Source organism: Thermomicrobium sp. CFH 73360 (assembly GCF_023806465.1).
GTDB lineage: Bacteria > Chloroflexota > Chloroflexia > Thermomicrobiales > Thermomicrobiaceae > Thermomicrobium.
Genome location: NZ_JAMSLS010000002.1, coordinates 363,980 through 379,852 on the forward strand (window position 1 = coordinate 363,980; position 15,873 = coordinate 379,852).

The following is a 15,873-nucleotide window of genomic DNA, read 5'->3' on the forward strand; positions in this document are numbered from 1 at the left end:
CGATGGCAGAACAGCCAGTCGGCCCGGTACGCCACGATCGGTCGCTCCTGACGGACCACGATGTCCACCTCTTTAACGAGGGTACGTGGCTCCGGGCCTACGAGAAAATGGGTGCGCATCCATGCGTGCTCGACGGCGAGGATGGGGTCTTTTTTGCGGTCTGGGCTCCCAATGCCGAGCGCGTCTCCGTTGTTGGTGACTTCAACGGCTGGACACCGGGGAAGCACCCTCTTGCACCGCGCGGGAGCTCCGGCATTTGGGAAGGCTTCATCCCAGGACTCAGGGTCGGTGCGCGCTATAAGTACCACATTGTCTCTCGCTACCACGGGTATCAGGTGTTCAAGGCCGATCCGTATGGCTTTTGGCACGAGTGTCCACCGGGAACCGCGTCATTCGTCTGGGAACTCAATTACGAGTGGCACGATGCCGATTGGATGCACCGACGCAGGCAGGCAAATGCGCTCGACGCTCCGATGCAGATCTACGAGGTGCATCTCGGGTCATGGATGCGCGCCCCCGAAGAGGGGAACCGCTGGCTCACCTACCGGGACATCGCTCCGCGCCTGGCGGAGCATGTGCGCCGCATGGGCTTCACGCACGTGGAGTTTTTGCCGGTGATGGAGCATCCCTTCTACGGCTCCTGGGGATATCAGATCACCGGCTACTTTGCGCCGACAGCACGCTACGGCACGCCCCAGGACTTCATGGCGTTGATCGACGAACTCCATCAGCAGGATATCGGCGTGATCCTCGACTGGGTCCCCTCCCATTTCCCAACCGACGAGCACGGTCTTGTCTTCTTCGATGGGACGCACCTCTACGAACATGCGGACCCCCGGAAGGGGTTCCACCCCGACTGGCACACTGCGATCTTCAACTATGGGCGCAACGAAGTACGGACATTCTTGCTCTCCAGCGCCATGTTCTGGCTCGATCGTTATCATGCCGACGGACTCCGCGTCGACGCCGTCGCCTCCATGCTCTATCTCGATTACTCCCGCGCACCGGGCGAGTGGATCCCCAACGAATACGGCGGACGCGAGAACTTGGAGGCGATCGCCTTCCTACGACGGTTGAATGAGGAGGTTTACCGGCACTTTCCCGACGTCCAGACCATCGCCGAAGAATCGACCGCCTGGCCAATGGTCTCGCGACCGACCTACGTCGGAGGTCTCGGCTTCGGTCTCAAATGGGACATGGGGTGGATGCACGATACGTTGCGCTACTTCAGCCACGATCCGATCTACCGGAAATATCATCACCACGAGTTGACGTTTCGTATGCTCTACGCCTTCAACGAGAACTTTGTCCTGCCACTCTCGCACGATGAAGTTGTGCACGGGAAAGGATCCCTGCTCGCCAAGATGCCTGGTGACGATTGGCAAAAATTTGCCAACCTGCGGCTGCTCTACGGCTACCAGTACACGCAGCCCGGTAAGAAGCTCCTCTTCATGGGAGCTGAACTCGCACCGTGGCGGGAGTGGAACCACGAGTCAAGCCTAGACTGGGATCTCCTCCAGTACGCACCGCACGAGGGCATTCGGCGCTGGCTTGCTGACTTGAATCACCTCGCGCGGACGAAGCCAGCACTGTACGAACTCGACTGCTCGCCCGAAGGTTTTGAATGGATCGACTGCAATGACGCCGAAAACAGCGTGCTCGTCTACCTCCGCAAGAGTCGACGGCCCGGTGAGGAACTCCTCATCGTGTGCAACTTTACCCCGGTGCCGCGGCAAAATTACCGTGTGGGAGTTCCCCTACCGGGCTTTTGGCGCGAACTGCTCAACAGCGACGCGCGCGAGTATGGCGGCAGCGGTTGGGGCAACCTGGGTGGGGTGGAGACGGTTCCGGTGCCCTGGCATGGACGACGCTACTCGCTGGTCCTCACGCTGCCACCACTCGCCATCGTCATCTTCGAGCGTGTGAGCGATCGGAGCCTGCCGTGAGGTCTGTCTGCATCCATGGGCATTTCTATCAGCCGCCACGGGAAAATCCGTGGCTCGAAATCGTCGAACTCGAGGATTCTGCCTACCCATATCACGACTGGAACGAGCGAATCACCGCCGAGTGCTATGGCCCCAATGCCTGGTCCCGCATCCTCGACCCGCGCGGTCGTATCGTCCGGATTGTGAACAACTATGCCTGGATCAGCTTCGACTTCGGCCCAACACTGCTCTGGTGGCTCGAACGCGAAGCCCCCGACGTCTACCACGCGATTCTCGATGCTGACCGAGAGGGATGCGAACGCTTCAACGGGCACGGCCCCGCCATCGCTCATCCCTATCACCACATCATTTTGCCGCTCGCGAACGAGCACGACCGACGCACCGAGCTTCTCTGGGGGATCCGCGACTTCGAACATCGTTTTGGCCGTCGCCCGGAAGGGATCTGGCTGCCGGAAACAGCAGTCGATCTACCAACGCTGGAACTCGTTGCTGAATTCGGTATTCGCTTCGTCATCCTTGCGCCCCACCAAGCAGCGGCCGTTCGTCCGCCGGGCTTCAGCGGGTGGCAGGACGTCTCCGGCGGACGCGTCGAAACGACACGTCCTTATCGAGTTGTCCTCCCATCGGGGCGAGAACTCGTCGCGCTTTTCTACGACGGAGCGATCGCGCGGGACGTCGCCTTCGGTGATCTGTTAAACGACGGGCGCCAGCTCGCTGCCCGCCTGCTCGCAGCCGCGAGCGATACCACCGATCGTCTCGCCCACATTGCAACCGACGGCGAGACCTACGGGCATCACCATCGCTTCGGGGACATGGCGCTTGCCGCAGCCATCGCCACGATCCAAGCGTCAAAGGACGCACGTGTCATCACGTACGGAGCGTACTTGGCCGAGCACCCGCCGACGTGGGAAGCGCAGATCGTCGAGCAAACGTCCTGGAGCTGCATCCATGGCATCGAGCGCTGGCGGAGCAACTGCGGGTGCAATACGGGCGCCCACCCAGAGTGGACGCAGGAGTGGCGTGGCCCACTTCGTGAGGCACTTGATTGGCTCCGTGATGCTGTCGCCCAGCGTTACGAGGAGCAGCTCAGCCAGTTCCTCACTGACCCGTGGGCAGCCCGCGACGACTATATCGAGGTGATTCTCGACCGGTCCCCGGAGAACGTGCAGCGGTTCCTCGACCGCTGGCAACGACGCGCACTTCAGTCAGCCGAGCAGGTCGCTGTGCTCGAAGCGCTCGAGATGCAGCGACACGCCTTGCGGATGTACTCGAGTGATGCTTGGTTCTTCGACGAACTGTCCGGTCTGGAAACGGTCCAGGCTCTCCAGTCCGCTGCCCGTGTCATCCAGATTGCTGAGGAGCTCTTCCACACCGCGCTTGAGCAAGAGTTCGTCGAGCGACTGGCGCGTGCGCCAAGTAACCTCCCACAGTATCACGACGGCCGCGGTGTCTGGGATCGCCTGGTTCGGCCAGCACGGGTCGAATTTGCCAATGTCGCCGCGCACTATGCCCTCAGCGCGCTGTTCGAGGACTATCCAGAGCGCGCCTCTATCGGTTGCTTTGAAATCGAGCGCCTCGAGGGGATCGCCCAACGTGCCGGACGGGCACAACTGTTCATTGCCCGTGTCCGCGTAACTTCAACTCTCACTGGACGACAGCAAGGGTTTCTCACCGCTGCCTTGCACCTCGGCGAGCACAACCTCGTTGGTGGCGTCGAATCGGATGGCACACCAGACCGCTACGCGGAAGTCCGTCAACTCCTCAGCGAACCGTTCGGGCGGGCAGATCTGCCAGAAACAGTGCGGGCACTTGACCGCGCATTCGGTCGGGCCGACTACTCGCTGCGCTCCCTCTTCAAGGACGAGCAACGCAAGCTTCTCGACATCATTCTCACCTCCACGCTTGCGGAAGCAGAGGAGCTGTATCGCCACTTGTACGAGGACAGTCAGCCTTTGATGCGCTTCCTCGCCGATTTGGGTGTCCCAATCCCCCGTGCCTTCCTGATCGCCGCTGAGATGACGGTCAACGCGGAGCTCCGCCATACCCTGGCCGAACCGCGTCCCTCCGTCGAGCAGCTGGAGCAACTGTTCCAAGAGGCAGACGTCTGGCGACTCACGCTCGACCAACCTGGACTCGCTTACGCGCTCCAGGAGGCACTCGAAGCACTCGCCCAGGAGTGGCGTCACCAGCCGGACGATCTGGAGCTCTTGGACACCCTGACGGGCTTGGCCAAGGTGACGAGCCACCTGAGTGAACCAGTCAATACGTGGCGTCTCCAGAACATCGTTTACGAACTGCTGCAGCGCGCGCTCCCAGAACGACGCTGGCGCGCCGAGCGCGGCGAGCAAACGGCACGGGAATGGATCGAGCGTTTCCGCGCACTCTGCGACGTTCTCTGGATTGCATTCGAGACAGCGGAAGCCGATCTCACCGTCTCGTGAGCAGCCAGAAGCGGCGAAGCGCCTGCCGTTCGACGCGCGCACGTTCCACTGCTTCCTCATGCGCCACCCGCGCGAGTGCGTCGTCGAGCGGCTCCAGGCTGCCAACCCATCCGTGCAGAGTGAGCGCACAAGCGATCAGGTGATCGGTCAGTTGCGGGTTCTTCGGTAGTACCGGCCCGTGAAGGTACGTGCCAATGGCGTTGTGGTACCGGCAGCCCTCCGTTCGGTCCTTGCCGTTGTTGCCGTACCCGATCCGTACCGTGCCGAGCGGACGCGCACGAGGACCAAGAAAGGTACGTCCACTGTGGTTCTCAAAGCCAACCACCTCGCCGAAGTCGGGGGAATCCACGACCACGTTCCCAATCATTCGCTGTGATCCCGCAACGGTCCAGGCATCAAACACGCCAAGCCCGGGGAGCTCCGGTCCCTCATGAGGGCGGTAGAACCGACCGAGCAGCTGGTATCCGCCACAGACCGCAAGGAGCGGAACTCCTCGCTCGATCTCGGCTCGCAAGACCTCCCCCTTGGGACCTTGAAGGTCCTCAGCCGCGGCAATCTGCTCTCGGTCTTGTCCCCCGCCCCAGAAGAAGAGGTCGCAGCGGCCCGGTTCGAGCAGCTCCCCGACGCCGATTTCGACCACCTCCGTCTCAATTCCCCGGCGACGACATCGCTCGACCAGGGCCAGGACGTTGCCACGGTCACCGTAGATGTTCATCGTGCGCGCATACAGCCAGCAGATCGTCAAGCGCACAGCATCCCTCCGTCACTGCGCCCAGAATTCGACCGCCGCCCCCCGCCGGGCCAGCTCACGACGGAGTTCCAGCATCGCCGTGTAGGTTGCGAGTACCCAGCCACAGCCCTCCGGTGGGAGAGTCGCCAGCCAACGATCGAGTGCTTCCACGACTCCAGGATAGCGTCCACATGGCTCGATCCCTGCATAGGCGAGTCGGAGGGCAATCTCCCCGCTCCGGATCCCACCGGTGCTGACCGGTACCGAGAGTACTCGCAGCGCCTCCAGATCGACATCCCAAAGCCAGGAGACGTCACGTCCGTCCGCATCGAGGTCATTGATCACAATGAGCACTGGGCAGTGTCTCTTTGTTGACACGAGGAGCCGGATCGCCTCATTGAACCCCGTCGGGTTCTTGATGAGGAGCAACGTGAGCTCGCGTCCCGCCACTCGAACACGCTCTTGCCGCCCGAAGGCTGCCGGGACCTCGGCCAGCGCCGGAAGCAGCGTTTCTGGCGCGAGCCCGAGCGCAACTCCCGCACTCGTCGCTGCAAGGAGGTTGTACGCGTTGTAGACACCGGAAAGCCGACTACGCACCGCGAATGTCCGATTACCCCAGTCCACATCGAGGCCAAGTCCAGTCGACTCCTGCCGTACCGTCCGCGCCACAACCGTCGGCGCCGGACGGCCAAAGGCACAGGCACGACAGCGATAGCGCCCGAGGTGCCCGAGGTACACTCGTTCGTACTCGAGCGAAGCCCCACAGCGCGGGCAGAGTCGCCAATCAGCCGCATGTGGGAGCGTCGGCAGCACCACTGCGGGATCCTCCAGCCCGAACGTGCACCGACGCTCTTGGAAGCCTGCAGTCAACTCAGCCAAGATTGGATCGTCAGCATTCACGACCACGGTGGCATCCGGGGAGAGTTTGTCCAGCGCCTTCCGCCAGGTTCGTGCAATCGTCTCCAGCTCTCCATACCGGTCAAGCTGATCGCGGAACAGGTTGAGAAGAACGAGCATGCGCGGCTTCACCGCCCTGACCACAGCTGGGAGGGCAAATTCGTCGACCTCGAGTACCGCGATATCACCATCCAGCCGCCCCAACCAGTCAGTGGCCTCAAGGAACGTCGCTGCAATACCCCGCGGCAGATTGCTGCCAGAACGGTTGTGCACGACGTGAAGGCCACTGGCCCGGAGCGACTCGGCGAGGAGACGCGCGGTCGTCGTCTTCCCATTCGTCCCAGCGATGACAACGACACCAGACGGGAGCTTGCTTGCCAGCGTCGTCAGGAGGTCAGGTGCGAGCCGCAGCGCGATGAGTCCAGGCAAGGCCGTTCCCCCACCAAGCCCCGAACGCCGCGTTGCCCACGCGACGATTCGCCCCGTGACGATCGCCAAGCGCGTGGTCATCCGTACCCACCTACTGGCTTGCTTGGCCGAGCAGGACGCTCACTGACTCAAGCGAACGAAACTCGACGAGTGGCCGCACCGTCAGCCGGAGCTCGTCCTCGGCGACCTGCCGCGTGCCCCCAGTCACGACCCCGATGACGAGTCCAGGGGGAATCCCAGCTGTCCGTCCTGATGTCACAACGAGCTCCCCCTGGCGCACCGGCGTGTCAGGCGGTAAGTGCCGGAACTCGAGCGAGCCGTTCTCCCGCCAGCCACGCCCGTACACGATTCCTTCCGCCCCGGAATCGAGGAGGCGAGCACCGAGCTGTATGGATGGGTCGGTGAGCACTGTGACTTGCGCCCGATCGCTCTCGACGCGCGTGACGATCCCCACCATCACGCTCGGGTTCAGCACAGCCATGCCGACCCGGATTCCAGCGTCCGCACCCTGGTCGATGATAAACACGCGTTGCGGTTGTTCAGGATCATACCCGATGACGTGTGCCGGTACGAGCTGGAGCCCGGGATGCTCCTGCTGGAAACGGAGTTGGGCACGCAACTGGTCGAGTTCCTGTTGCGCCTGCCGGAGCTTTGCAACTTCGGCCAGAAGCGCGTCACGCTCACTGCGCAGTCGTTCCACTTCTTGCCGGAGTTCGTCGTCGTTCGCCCAGGTCGGAAACGAGACCTTCCCGAGCACTGGGGCGAACAGCCGCTGCGCCTCAGTGACGAAGGCGACGAGAGGAGCTTTGACGGTCGTCAGCCGTTGCTGTCGGTCAAGGACGACGGCAGCGAGCACCATCACAACTGTCAAGATAAGTAGCGAAGCACGCCGGAGCGTGACGGGCATTCCTCACCGGTCTCGTCTTCATGTCGTCGACGTCGAGGTCGCTGGTGTCCGCCGTTGCTGCGTACCCTGCAATGCACGCTGGTACAAGTGGAGCGCTTCCGCAACGCGTCCGGTACCGCGTGCCACACAGGTGAGCGGATCGTCGGCAAGATACACCGGGATGCGGAGCTCGGCTTGCAGCCGCTTATCGAGCCCCATGAGGAGTGCCCCACCGCCAGCAAGGACAATCCCGCGCTCCATGATATCGGCCAGGAGCTCTGGCGGTGTCTCCTCGACGCAGGAGCGAACTGCCTCGATGATCTGGTTCACCGGGCCGGCGATCGCTTCCCGGATCTCAACTGAACTGACCTCCACTGCCTTCGGCAAGCCGGTCAGGACGTCACGCCCGCGGAGGACAACGCGTCGCTCTTCCTCAAGCGGGTACGCCGACCCGGCAGCGATCTTCGCATTTTCTGCCGTCCGCTCGCCGATGATCAGGTTATGGTCACGCCTGGCCCACTGCACGATAGCCTCGTCGATCTCATCTCCTGCCACACGGATCGATCGGTTGACCACGATTCCACCCAGCGAGATGACGGCCACTTCAGTCGTGCCACCGCCGATGTCCACGATCATACTGCCAACCGGCTCATTGATTGGTAATCCGGCGCCGATTGCTGCCGCCATCGGCTCCTCGATCGTATACGCTTCGCGCGCCCCCGCGCTCAAGGCCGCATCCTTCGCCGCCCGCTTTTCGACTTCGGTCACCCCGGAAGGGATCCCAATCACAACGCGTGGGTGTGGGGTCAGGAGCTGCTGAGAGTGCACCTTGCGAATGAAGTAGTGGAGCATCACCTCGACGGTATCGAAGTCGGCGATCACCCCGTCCTTGAGCGGACGGACAGCGACAATCGACTCCGGCGTCTTCCCAACCATCGCCTTCGCTTCGACACCGACTGCGAGCACGCGCTTCGTTTTCTTGTCGACAGCTACGACGGACGGCTCGGAGATCACAATTCCCTTCCCGCGCACGTAGACCAAGGTGTTCGCCGTGCCCAGATCGATCCCGAGATCACGGCTGAACAACCCGAACAGTGCGCTGAGCGGTCGAATCATCCTTTTGCCCTTCCTCCCACCGGCTTCTACCGAAGGTAGAGTGCCGGGTCTTGATAAACGCCGTTGTACATGATGATGAAGTGGACGTGTGGTCCAGTCGAATAGCCGGTGCTCCCCATCGGCCCGATATATTGTCCCTGATTGACCCACTGCCCCACCTGCACCGGCGGGGGCTCAGCCATATGCCCATACCACGTCACGAAACCGTTCCCATGGTCAATCGCCACGGCATAACCGAGCCCATAGTTGTTCCAGCCACTAAAGATCACCGTGCCACTGTCGGCTGCCACAATCGGCGTGTACATGTTGTTGGCGATATCCCAACCGTTGTGGCGGGCGTGGAAGTATTGCGTGATCACCCCAGTCGTTGGCCAGATAAACGAGCCACGTGGTGCCTGCCGCTGCGCTGGCGGACTGCTGGGTGCCGACGCTGGCGGCGCACTCGGGGCAGGTGGCGGGGGTGGTGGAGGTGGTGGCGGTGGTGGTTCACCACCGGGAATCATCACCAGCTGCCCCACTCGGAGCACCCCGTTTGGGCCAATCCCGTTCATCGGGTAATCGCGGATCGCTTCCGGTTTCACACCCCAGTACTCAGCCAGCGATTCGATTGTGTCACCCTCTTTGACCTTGACCATCACCCCATCGGTCGGCAAGATGGCCAGCTGCTGACCCGGATAGATGAGCTCCGGATCAGGCAACGAGTTTGCCCACGTGATTGTCTGCACCTTAAGTCCAAAGCGCTGCGCTATCTTCCAGAGGGTATCTCCCTCTTGCACCGTGTACATAATCACTCGGTCTCGGCTCGGCATCTTCCCGCCGGGAACCATGATGAGCCGGTTGGGCACGAGGTCCGTATCGCGTTGCACACCGTTCGGCTCATACCCGGTGATCGCCTCCGGCGTGACGCCATATCGGGCTGCCACCGACTCCAGCGTGTCACCCTCACGCACCACGTGCAACATCCCGTCGACCGGCGGCACACGCAGCTGCAGCCCGGCTGGTAGCGGAGCACCCGGGTCAAGCAAGTTGTTTGCCCAGAGGAGCGTCTCCACGCTCCGCCCCGTTGCACGGGAGACGTCATAGATCGTCTCACCGGCACTCGTCACGTACGTGTCGAGCACCAAGACGTCTGGCTTGACCGCTAACCCACCGGTCGCAAGGTATCCGAGTCGAGGATCGCTGACGCTGAGGCTTGCAATCTGCGCGACTGGTTGTCCTTGCACCCCAGTCACACCATTCCACACCGCGGCAATCTGATCCGTACCGGCAGCCACCCGCACCGGCAGCGGTCGTCGCCAGAACCCACCGCCGAGTGTGACAACAACAACACAGGTTAGGACCGCAACGTGGAGCACCCACCACGCACGCAACCGGGGGTGCCAAACAGACGCTGATACTGCGCGCGAGACGACCGCTCGTGCTACCGCACCAGCGGTCGGCCGCTGGACCGGGGCGAGCACAGGAGCCGCACCCACTCTCCTATTCCCTAACGCGCGCTGGGGCAACCAAGGCTCCCGAGCGCCGTTGATCCCATCCCCGACCGTGTGGCTGGCACCAACCGTCTCGCCTTGTGGTGCACGCCGATCCATCCCAGGAACGCTGGCACCATTCGTCTCAGCGGGGGAACCGTTGCTGACCGGCCCCCTCCCGTTTGGGACGACCTCCTCACGTTTCGGCTCCGGGGACCATCCGAAACGAACAACGGTCGGGGTACCGGTCGATTCCTGATTGCTTTCCGATGGCGGGTACTGCGGCATCGGCCTCGCCCGGCTTCCCTTCCCTTGGCCCTGCGCCGAATCTGTGCGCCCTGATGCCGAACTCGCGAAGTCCGCCATTTTCACGCGCAGCATAACACGCACTCGCGATTGCGTCAAATCGCGAGTGGCAAGTTCGGCAGTTTTTGCATCACCAGATAGTCCGTTTTTCCCGCCTTGCAGTGGCGACAACAATTCGCAGAACGCAAACCTTGCCCCTCCGAAGCATCACATGGCATCCCCAAGGCACAGAGGCACCCCATGCGTTTCACAAGAACGCTACTTTGCGCTACTATGGGGTCGGTCGTGGGAGAATGAGGGCGTCGACTCCGATGCAGCACGAGCAACGAACAACGATCACACCGAGTACTGTCCGCTACCTCCCGTCAACGGTTCACGCCATCGTGAATCCGGTTGCTGGGAGCGGTCGACCAGCACGCGCCTGGCCTTCCATCCGCCAACAACTGGAACGGCTTGGGCTTCGTGTCGACGAGCTTTACACCGCTGAGCCCGGCGCTGCCACCCACCTCGCGCGCCACCTGGTCCAGAACGGAGTACGGGAACTCCTCGTCGTTGGCGGTGACGGAACGCTGAACGAGGTGGTGAACGGGATCCTCGATGAAGACGGGCATCCACTCGGGCCAGTCACATTGACCATTGTCCCTTGTGGCACCGGCCGCGACTTCCCCCGCTTGTTCGGGATCGCTCGACCTGAACAGGCTGTCGATCTCTTGCGCTGGGGAGAGACCTGCCGGGTTGACGTGGGCTCTCTGCACTTCCGCGACTCCGCCGGTCTGCCGCGCAGGCGATTCTTTGTCAACATGGCTGATATCGGCCTTGGCGCAGAGACGGCCGCCTGGGTCAGCCACTCGACGAAACAGCTCGGCGGCTTTCTGGCCTACCTCGTCGGAGCGACGCGCACGATCTTGCGCCACCGGGCCGCTCCGCTCTCCATTACCGTCGATGACCGCCATGTTTTTGAAGGCCCGGCGCTGATGGTTGCGATCGCCAACGGTCGCTTCCACGCCGGAGGCATGCGGCTTGCACCGATGGCTTCAGTCACCGACGGGCGGTTGGAGGTGTTCGTTCTGCGCAGTGTCTCGCGGCTGGAGCTCCTAAGTTCCCTGCTCCCCGCCGTCTACCGTGGCGCGCATGTCCGACATCCCGCCGTCGAGCATTGGTCAAGCCAAACGGTTCGCGTCGAGGCAGCCGAGCCGCTCCGCGTCGAGATCGATGGCGAGCCAGTAGGGACAACGGACATCGAAGCACGTGTCGTGTCCCGCACCCTGACGCTCCGTGTCCCTCAGGGCACCTGCCCACCGAGCGGTTGACCGTCGCTCCTCGCCTCTGCCACAATCGAACGGCGTGGGCGCATTGTCCCGCGACTTTCGCTGGATCACAAGGAGAACGAGTAGCACGATGACGACCGAACAGCGGATCTTCAACCAAACTGAGGCACTGGCCGAAGCGTTACGTATCCTCGCCGAGGAGCCAGAAACTGGCACCTTTACAATCCATGGTGAACCCCCAAGCGACCAGCTCCGCTGGTTCATTGACGGACTTCGACGTGAGCTCGAGCGACGAGGACATGAGTACCATCCGAAGCCGATCCCCGATATCCGACTCGTGCTGAGCGTCTTCCCGCACGACCGGCCTGTTCGCTATCGCCGCAAAGCACAGGCCACCTTTGTCGTCGGCATTACGGAATTCCCAGAGCGCCCGGAGGACATTCTCACAGCCTGTTACCCCTACTTGCTCTATGCACTGGCCAACCTCGTACTCATCCTGATTCCAGGCGAGCAGGGGCCGGAGGCGCACTTCGTCACGCTGGAACGGGGACATTACGGCATCCTGTATCGTCCTGGTGAAGATGACCTCTTCTTCGCGACGATCTACGAGCGTCTTCATCCACTCGCTGCATCACGGCTTGTCATTAATAACGTGTTTCGCACCGATCTCGAGCCGGAACTCTGGAACGGCGATGAGATTACGCAGCAGATCTCACGGGCTGGGAAGCGCCTGGAGGCGATGAATCTGTTGCCCGCCCCCTTCCCGGTGCACGAACTCCTGAGCGAAGAGGATCTTCGCCACGTCAAGCGGCTCTACGGCCTTGGCGGCCTGAGCTACGGCAACCTTAGCGCTCGCAAGGACCGTCACCGCTTCTGGATGAGTGCAAGTGGCGTCAACAAGGCGCAGTTGGAAGTGATTGGTCGCGACATCCTGATGGTCAGTGGCTTTGATCCGACCATCCCCGCCATCATCTTGAGCGTGCCACCCAACGTCGAGCCACGCCGCGTTTCGGTGGATGCGATCGAACACTGGATGATCTACCAGCAGCATCCCGAAATCGGCGCGATCGTCCATGTTCACGCCTGGATGGAAGGAATCCGCTCGACCGAGATTAACTATCCCTGCGGGACATTGGAATTGGCACTCGCCGTCTCGAACACACTCGCACAAGAACCGGATCCGACCCGTGCGGTCATCGGCCTGAAGAACCACGGCGTGACGATTACCGGCCGCAGCATGGACGAGATCCTGGAGCGGATCGAGGGGAAGCTTATTCCGCAAGTTCCTATGTCCTGAGACAGAGGACAAGCCGCGGCCTGATTTCCTCCAGGTCGCGGCTTGTCTTTAGGACACTGAGACGCCCGTCTCGCCGGGAAACTCAAACACCGCTTTGATCACCCTGCTCTCACCCTTCGCCGTCACGGCGGCTAACGCCGCACGGTAGTCCGAGAGCGCGAACCGGTGCGTCACGAGCCAGCCCAGTTCCACACGCCGCTCCGCCATGAGCCGTACCGCATGTGCAACGCAGGAGGCGCGAATCCCATCGAGTTCCGCCTCTCCGTAGGCCATTGAGCCACGGATCTCCACTTCCCGTAGCCAGACCGGAGTCCAGTCCACCGCCCGCGGGTCGCTTGCCAACCCAACCAGCACAACTCGGCCACCAGCCTTCGTGACCGCGAGCGCGTCACGGACCGATCGCCCTGATCCAACACAATCGAACACCTCGTCCACCCCACCCTGCATCAACCAGCGGCCAAACCGGGCCCGCAGTACCCGTGCTCCGGTCAGGCGGGACAACTCGCGATACAGCGCAGGGCCCGAGCGACCAAGCAGGACGACGTCCGCACCCAGCCGTTCTGCTGCCTGTGCCTGGAAAGGGTACCGTGCCGTGACCAGTACCCGCGCCCGCGAACCGATCGCCCGCAACGCAGCGATCGTCAGCAGCCCGATAATCCCCGCGCCGAGCACCAACACCGTCGAGTCGTCAGCTGGGCGATTCTGTAGTACTGCGTGTAAGGCCACTGCGAACGGCTCGGCCAGCACTCCTTCCTCATCGCTCACGTTGTCAGGGATGGGAACAACCTGTGACCGGTGCGCAACGAAGCTCTCGCTCCATCCCCCACCAGTATCTCGGCAGAAGCCGATCATGATACCCGGAGAAACAGTCCCCTCGCGAAAGCGTAAGCAGCGGTTCGGCATGCCACGCGCACACTCTGGGCACGGCTCACGAAACCCGCGAGCTACACAGGCGAGCAACGGATTCACCGTGACGCGCTGGCCAATGTGCAGTCCTTCGACTCCAGTCCCTCGTTCCACAATGCGACCGACCGTCTCATGCCCCAAGGTGAAAGGGAAGGAAACCAGCGGCGACGTCGTCGGACTGGCATGGAGCGTGATGAGCCCCACATCACTGCCGCAAATACCGCTGTAGCGGGTCGCAATGCGCACCCATTCGGCGGTTGGTAGTCTCGGCACGGGGACATCTCGGAATTGCAGGAGGCCAAGCCCATTCCAGAAGACTTCAGGACGCCACCGCCCAATGGCCTTGGCAAGGACATAGCGAGGGACGCTCTCAACGACCTGCAAGGCGAGCATGCATTCCTCCTCTACGCGCAGGCACGCCCAGAGACAATCCGGCCCGGTAGTGCTCCAGTGTGAACACCGTCTCGCAGCACCTGGACGCCATTCACCCAGACGTGTCGGATCCCCGTGGGCAGCTGGTGGGGATCCGCGAAAGTTGCTCGATCACTAATTGTGACTGGATCGAAGACAACGAGGTCTGCAAAGAAGCCCGGACGTACCTGACCGCGGTCACGCAGGCCCAGCCGATCCGCGACGGCCGAGGTCATTTTGCGAATCGCCTCCTCCAGGGTGAGGTCACGGCTTTCCCGTACGTAGCGCGCAATCACCCGTGGGTATGTCCCGTAGGCACGCGGGTGTACCGGTCCATCTCCCCGTGCCCAGGCGGGATCAAGGCCACCAGCATCCGTCGCCACTTTTACCCAGGGCTGTCGGAGTGCCAACCGCACGTTCGCTTCATCCATGACAAAGTAAATGGTAAAGATGTTGCGCTGCTCAGTGAGCAAAAGGTCGATCGCAGTCTCGATCCAGTCTTGCCTCCGCTCAGCTGCAATTTCTGAGAGGCGCTTCCCAACATATCTTTGGAGTTCCGGATGGCGCATCCCGACCGGCAGAATCCCCTCCGGCCCAGCCTCTAGCCCCAGCGCTTCCCAGTCACCCGAGGGCTGTTCAACCTCACGCCGGATACGGGCTCGCATCACCGGGTCACGGAGATTGTCGTAGAAGCGACCCTCCGCCGCTACCCAGGGTGGCAAGACCGACGCGAGTCCGGTACCCGCCGCCGTGTAGGGGTAGACATCTGCAGTGATGTCGAGCCCTTCGCGCCGAGCCTGCTCGATTCGGGCAATGACGCTCGGGAACTTCCACCAATTTCGCCTGCCTGAGGCCTTTAAGTGATAGATTTCAACAGGGATCTCAGCCTGCCGGCCGATTGTAATCGCCTCCTCGAGCGCCTCAAACAGCCGTTCCGCCTCGGAGCGGATATGCGTGATGTAGAGGCCTCCCCAGCGTCGTACCTCGCGGCAAATCTCCACGAGTTCCTCCGTTGAGGTATAGGCATCCGGCGGATAGATGAGCGCGTAGGCCACGCCAAACGCACCATCTTCCATCGCCGCGGCAGCGAGGCGACGCATCGCCGCAAGTTCGTCAGGGGTGGCAGGCGTCATGTCGTAGCCCTTCACGAACTCACGGAGGGTCCCACCGGCTAGAAACGCTCCAATGTTTGGCGAAACACCGCGTTCGACCATCGCCTCTAGCCAGTCGCGGAAACGACGCCACCGGCGCGCTCGCTCTTCCCATTCCGGGAGCCGCCGCGCGAAATAGGCGCTCGGGATCGGTTCCTTGATCCTCCCGCCGAACGGCGCTGGAGTCCACCCCTCCCCCATAATCTCGGTGGTGACCCCCTGCGCGATCTTAGAGACAGATCGCCCATCGACCATGAGAGGATAGATCGAATGACTTTGAATATCGATGAATCCTGGGGAAACAATGCAGCTGGTCGCATCGATGACTTCCCGGGCATTTCCCGGCGCTATGCAGCCCGGTGGTGTCACGGCAATGACCCGATCACCCCGCACTGCGACATCACCACGGAACCATGGGTTCCCCGTTCCATCGACGATCTGCCCGTTACGAATGAGGAGATCGACTTCCACGTCTCGCCGTCCTTCCTCAGCCGCCATGCCTCAGCGCTATCCTAGCGCAGCACTCCGTGACACAGGCCAGTGAGCAAGTGACGGGCCGGAGTCTGTTGCCTGACCACCAGGCGTGAGAATGAGTATCCAACTGGTATTCTTCTTTTTCT

11 protein-coding genes are annotated in these 15,873 nt (G+C 62.2%); 4 read left to right on the forward strand and 7 right to left on the reverse strand.

Going from position 1 to position 15,873, the window contains the following annotated elements:
• The first annotated feature begins 2 nt into the window (after positions 1-2).
• On the forward strand, positions 3-1,946 hold the full coding sequence (gene glgB, locus NET03_RS04970; RefSeq protein WP_252127792.1) for a 1,4-alpha-glucan branching protein GlgB: 1,944 nt from the start codon (positions 3-5) through the stop codon (positions 1,944-1,946).
• Positions 1,943-4,387 (forward strand): DUF3536 domain-containing protein, encoded by a 2,445-nt coding sequence (locus NET03_RS04975; protein WP_252127793.1) that lies wholly within the window; start codon positions 1,943-1,945, stop codon positions 4,385-4,387. The genes glgB and NET03_RS04975 overlap by 4 nt, the downstream gene beginning before the upstream one ends.
• Here the strand turns inward: NET03_RS04975 and NET03_RS04980 are convergent.
• The 5 genes from NET03_RS04980 to NET03_RS05000 are packed head-to-tail and all read right to left on the reverse strand — an operon-like array spanning position 4,374 to position 10,202.
• Positions 4,374-5,138, reverse strand: coding sequence for a type 1 glutamine amidotransferase (locus NET03_RS04980; protein WP_252127794.1), 765 nt, complete (start codon positions 5,136-5,138; stop codon positions 4,374-4,376). The genes NET03_RS04975 and NET03_RS04980 overlap by 14 nt on opposite strands.
• Before the next feature lie 12 nt (positions 5,139-5,150).
• Entirely contained in the window at positions 5,151-6,524 is a 1,374-nt protein-coding gene (locus NET03_RS04985) for a Mur ligase family protein (protein WP_252127795.1), read from the reverse strand.
• Positions 6,525-6,534: 10 nt separating this feature from the next.
• The gene (gene mreC, locus NET03_RS04990; RefSeq protein ID WP_252127796.1) at positions 6,535-7,350 is read right to left on the reverse strand and encodes a rod shape-determining protein MreC; all 816 of its coding nucleotides are present in this window, start codon (positions 7,348-7,350) and stop codon (positions 6,535-6,537) included.
• 18 nt (positions 7,351-7,368) lie between these two features.
• Entirely contained in the window at positions 7,369-8,445 is a 1,077-nt protein-coding gene (locus NET03_RS04995) for a rod shape-determining protein (protein ID WP_252127797.1), read from the reverse strand.
• 26 nt (positions 8,446-8,471) lie between these two features.
• Positions 8,472-10,202, reverse strand: coding sequence for a LysM peptidoglycan-binding domain-containing protein (locus tag NET03_RS05000; protein WP_252127798.1), 1,731 nt, complete (start codon positions 10,200-10,202; stop codon positions 8,472-8,474).
• Positions 10,203-10,531: 329 nt separating this feature from the next.
• Between NET03_RS05000 and NET03_RS05005 the strand changes: the two genes are divergently transcribed.
• Positions 10,532-11,530 carry a diacylglycerol/lipid kinase family protein gene (locus NET03_RS05005; RefSeq protein WP_252127799.1) on the forward strand — a complete coding sequence of 333 codons (999 nt, stop codon included), beginning with the start codon at positions 10,532-10,534 and terminating at the stop codon, positions 11,528-11,530.
• Between the two features lie 88 nt (positions 11,531-11,618).
• Positions 11,619-12,785 (forward strand): class II aldolase/adducin family protein, encoded by a 1,167-nt coding sequence (locus NET03_RS05010; protein WP_252127800.1) that lies wholly within the window; start codon positions 11,619-11,621, stop codon positions 12,783-12,785.
• A gap of 48 nt (positions 12,786-12,833) precedes the next feature.
• Here the strand turns inward: NET03_RS05010 and NET03_RS05015 are convergent, their stop codons facing one another.
• A complete protein-coding gene (locus NET03_RS05015; protein ID WP_252127801.1) occupies positions 12,834-14,084 on the reverse strand; it encodes a zinc-dependent alcohol dehydrogenase in 1,251 nt (416 codons plus the stop codon).
• 11 nt (positions 14,085-14,095) lie between these two features.
• Positions 14,096-15,751 (reverse strand): N-acyl-D-amino-acid deacylase family protein, encoded by a 1,656-nt coding sequence (locus NET03_RS05020; protein WP_252127802.1) that lies wholly within the window; start codon positions 15,749-15,751, stop codon positions 14,096-14,098.
• Between the last annotated feature and the right edge of the window lie 122 nt (positions 15,752-15,873).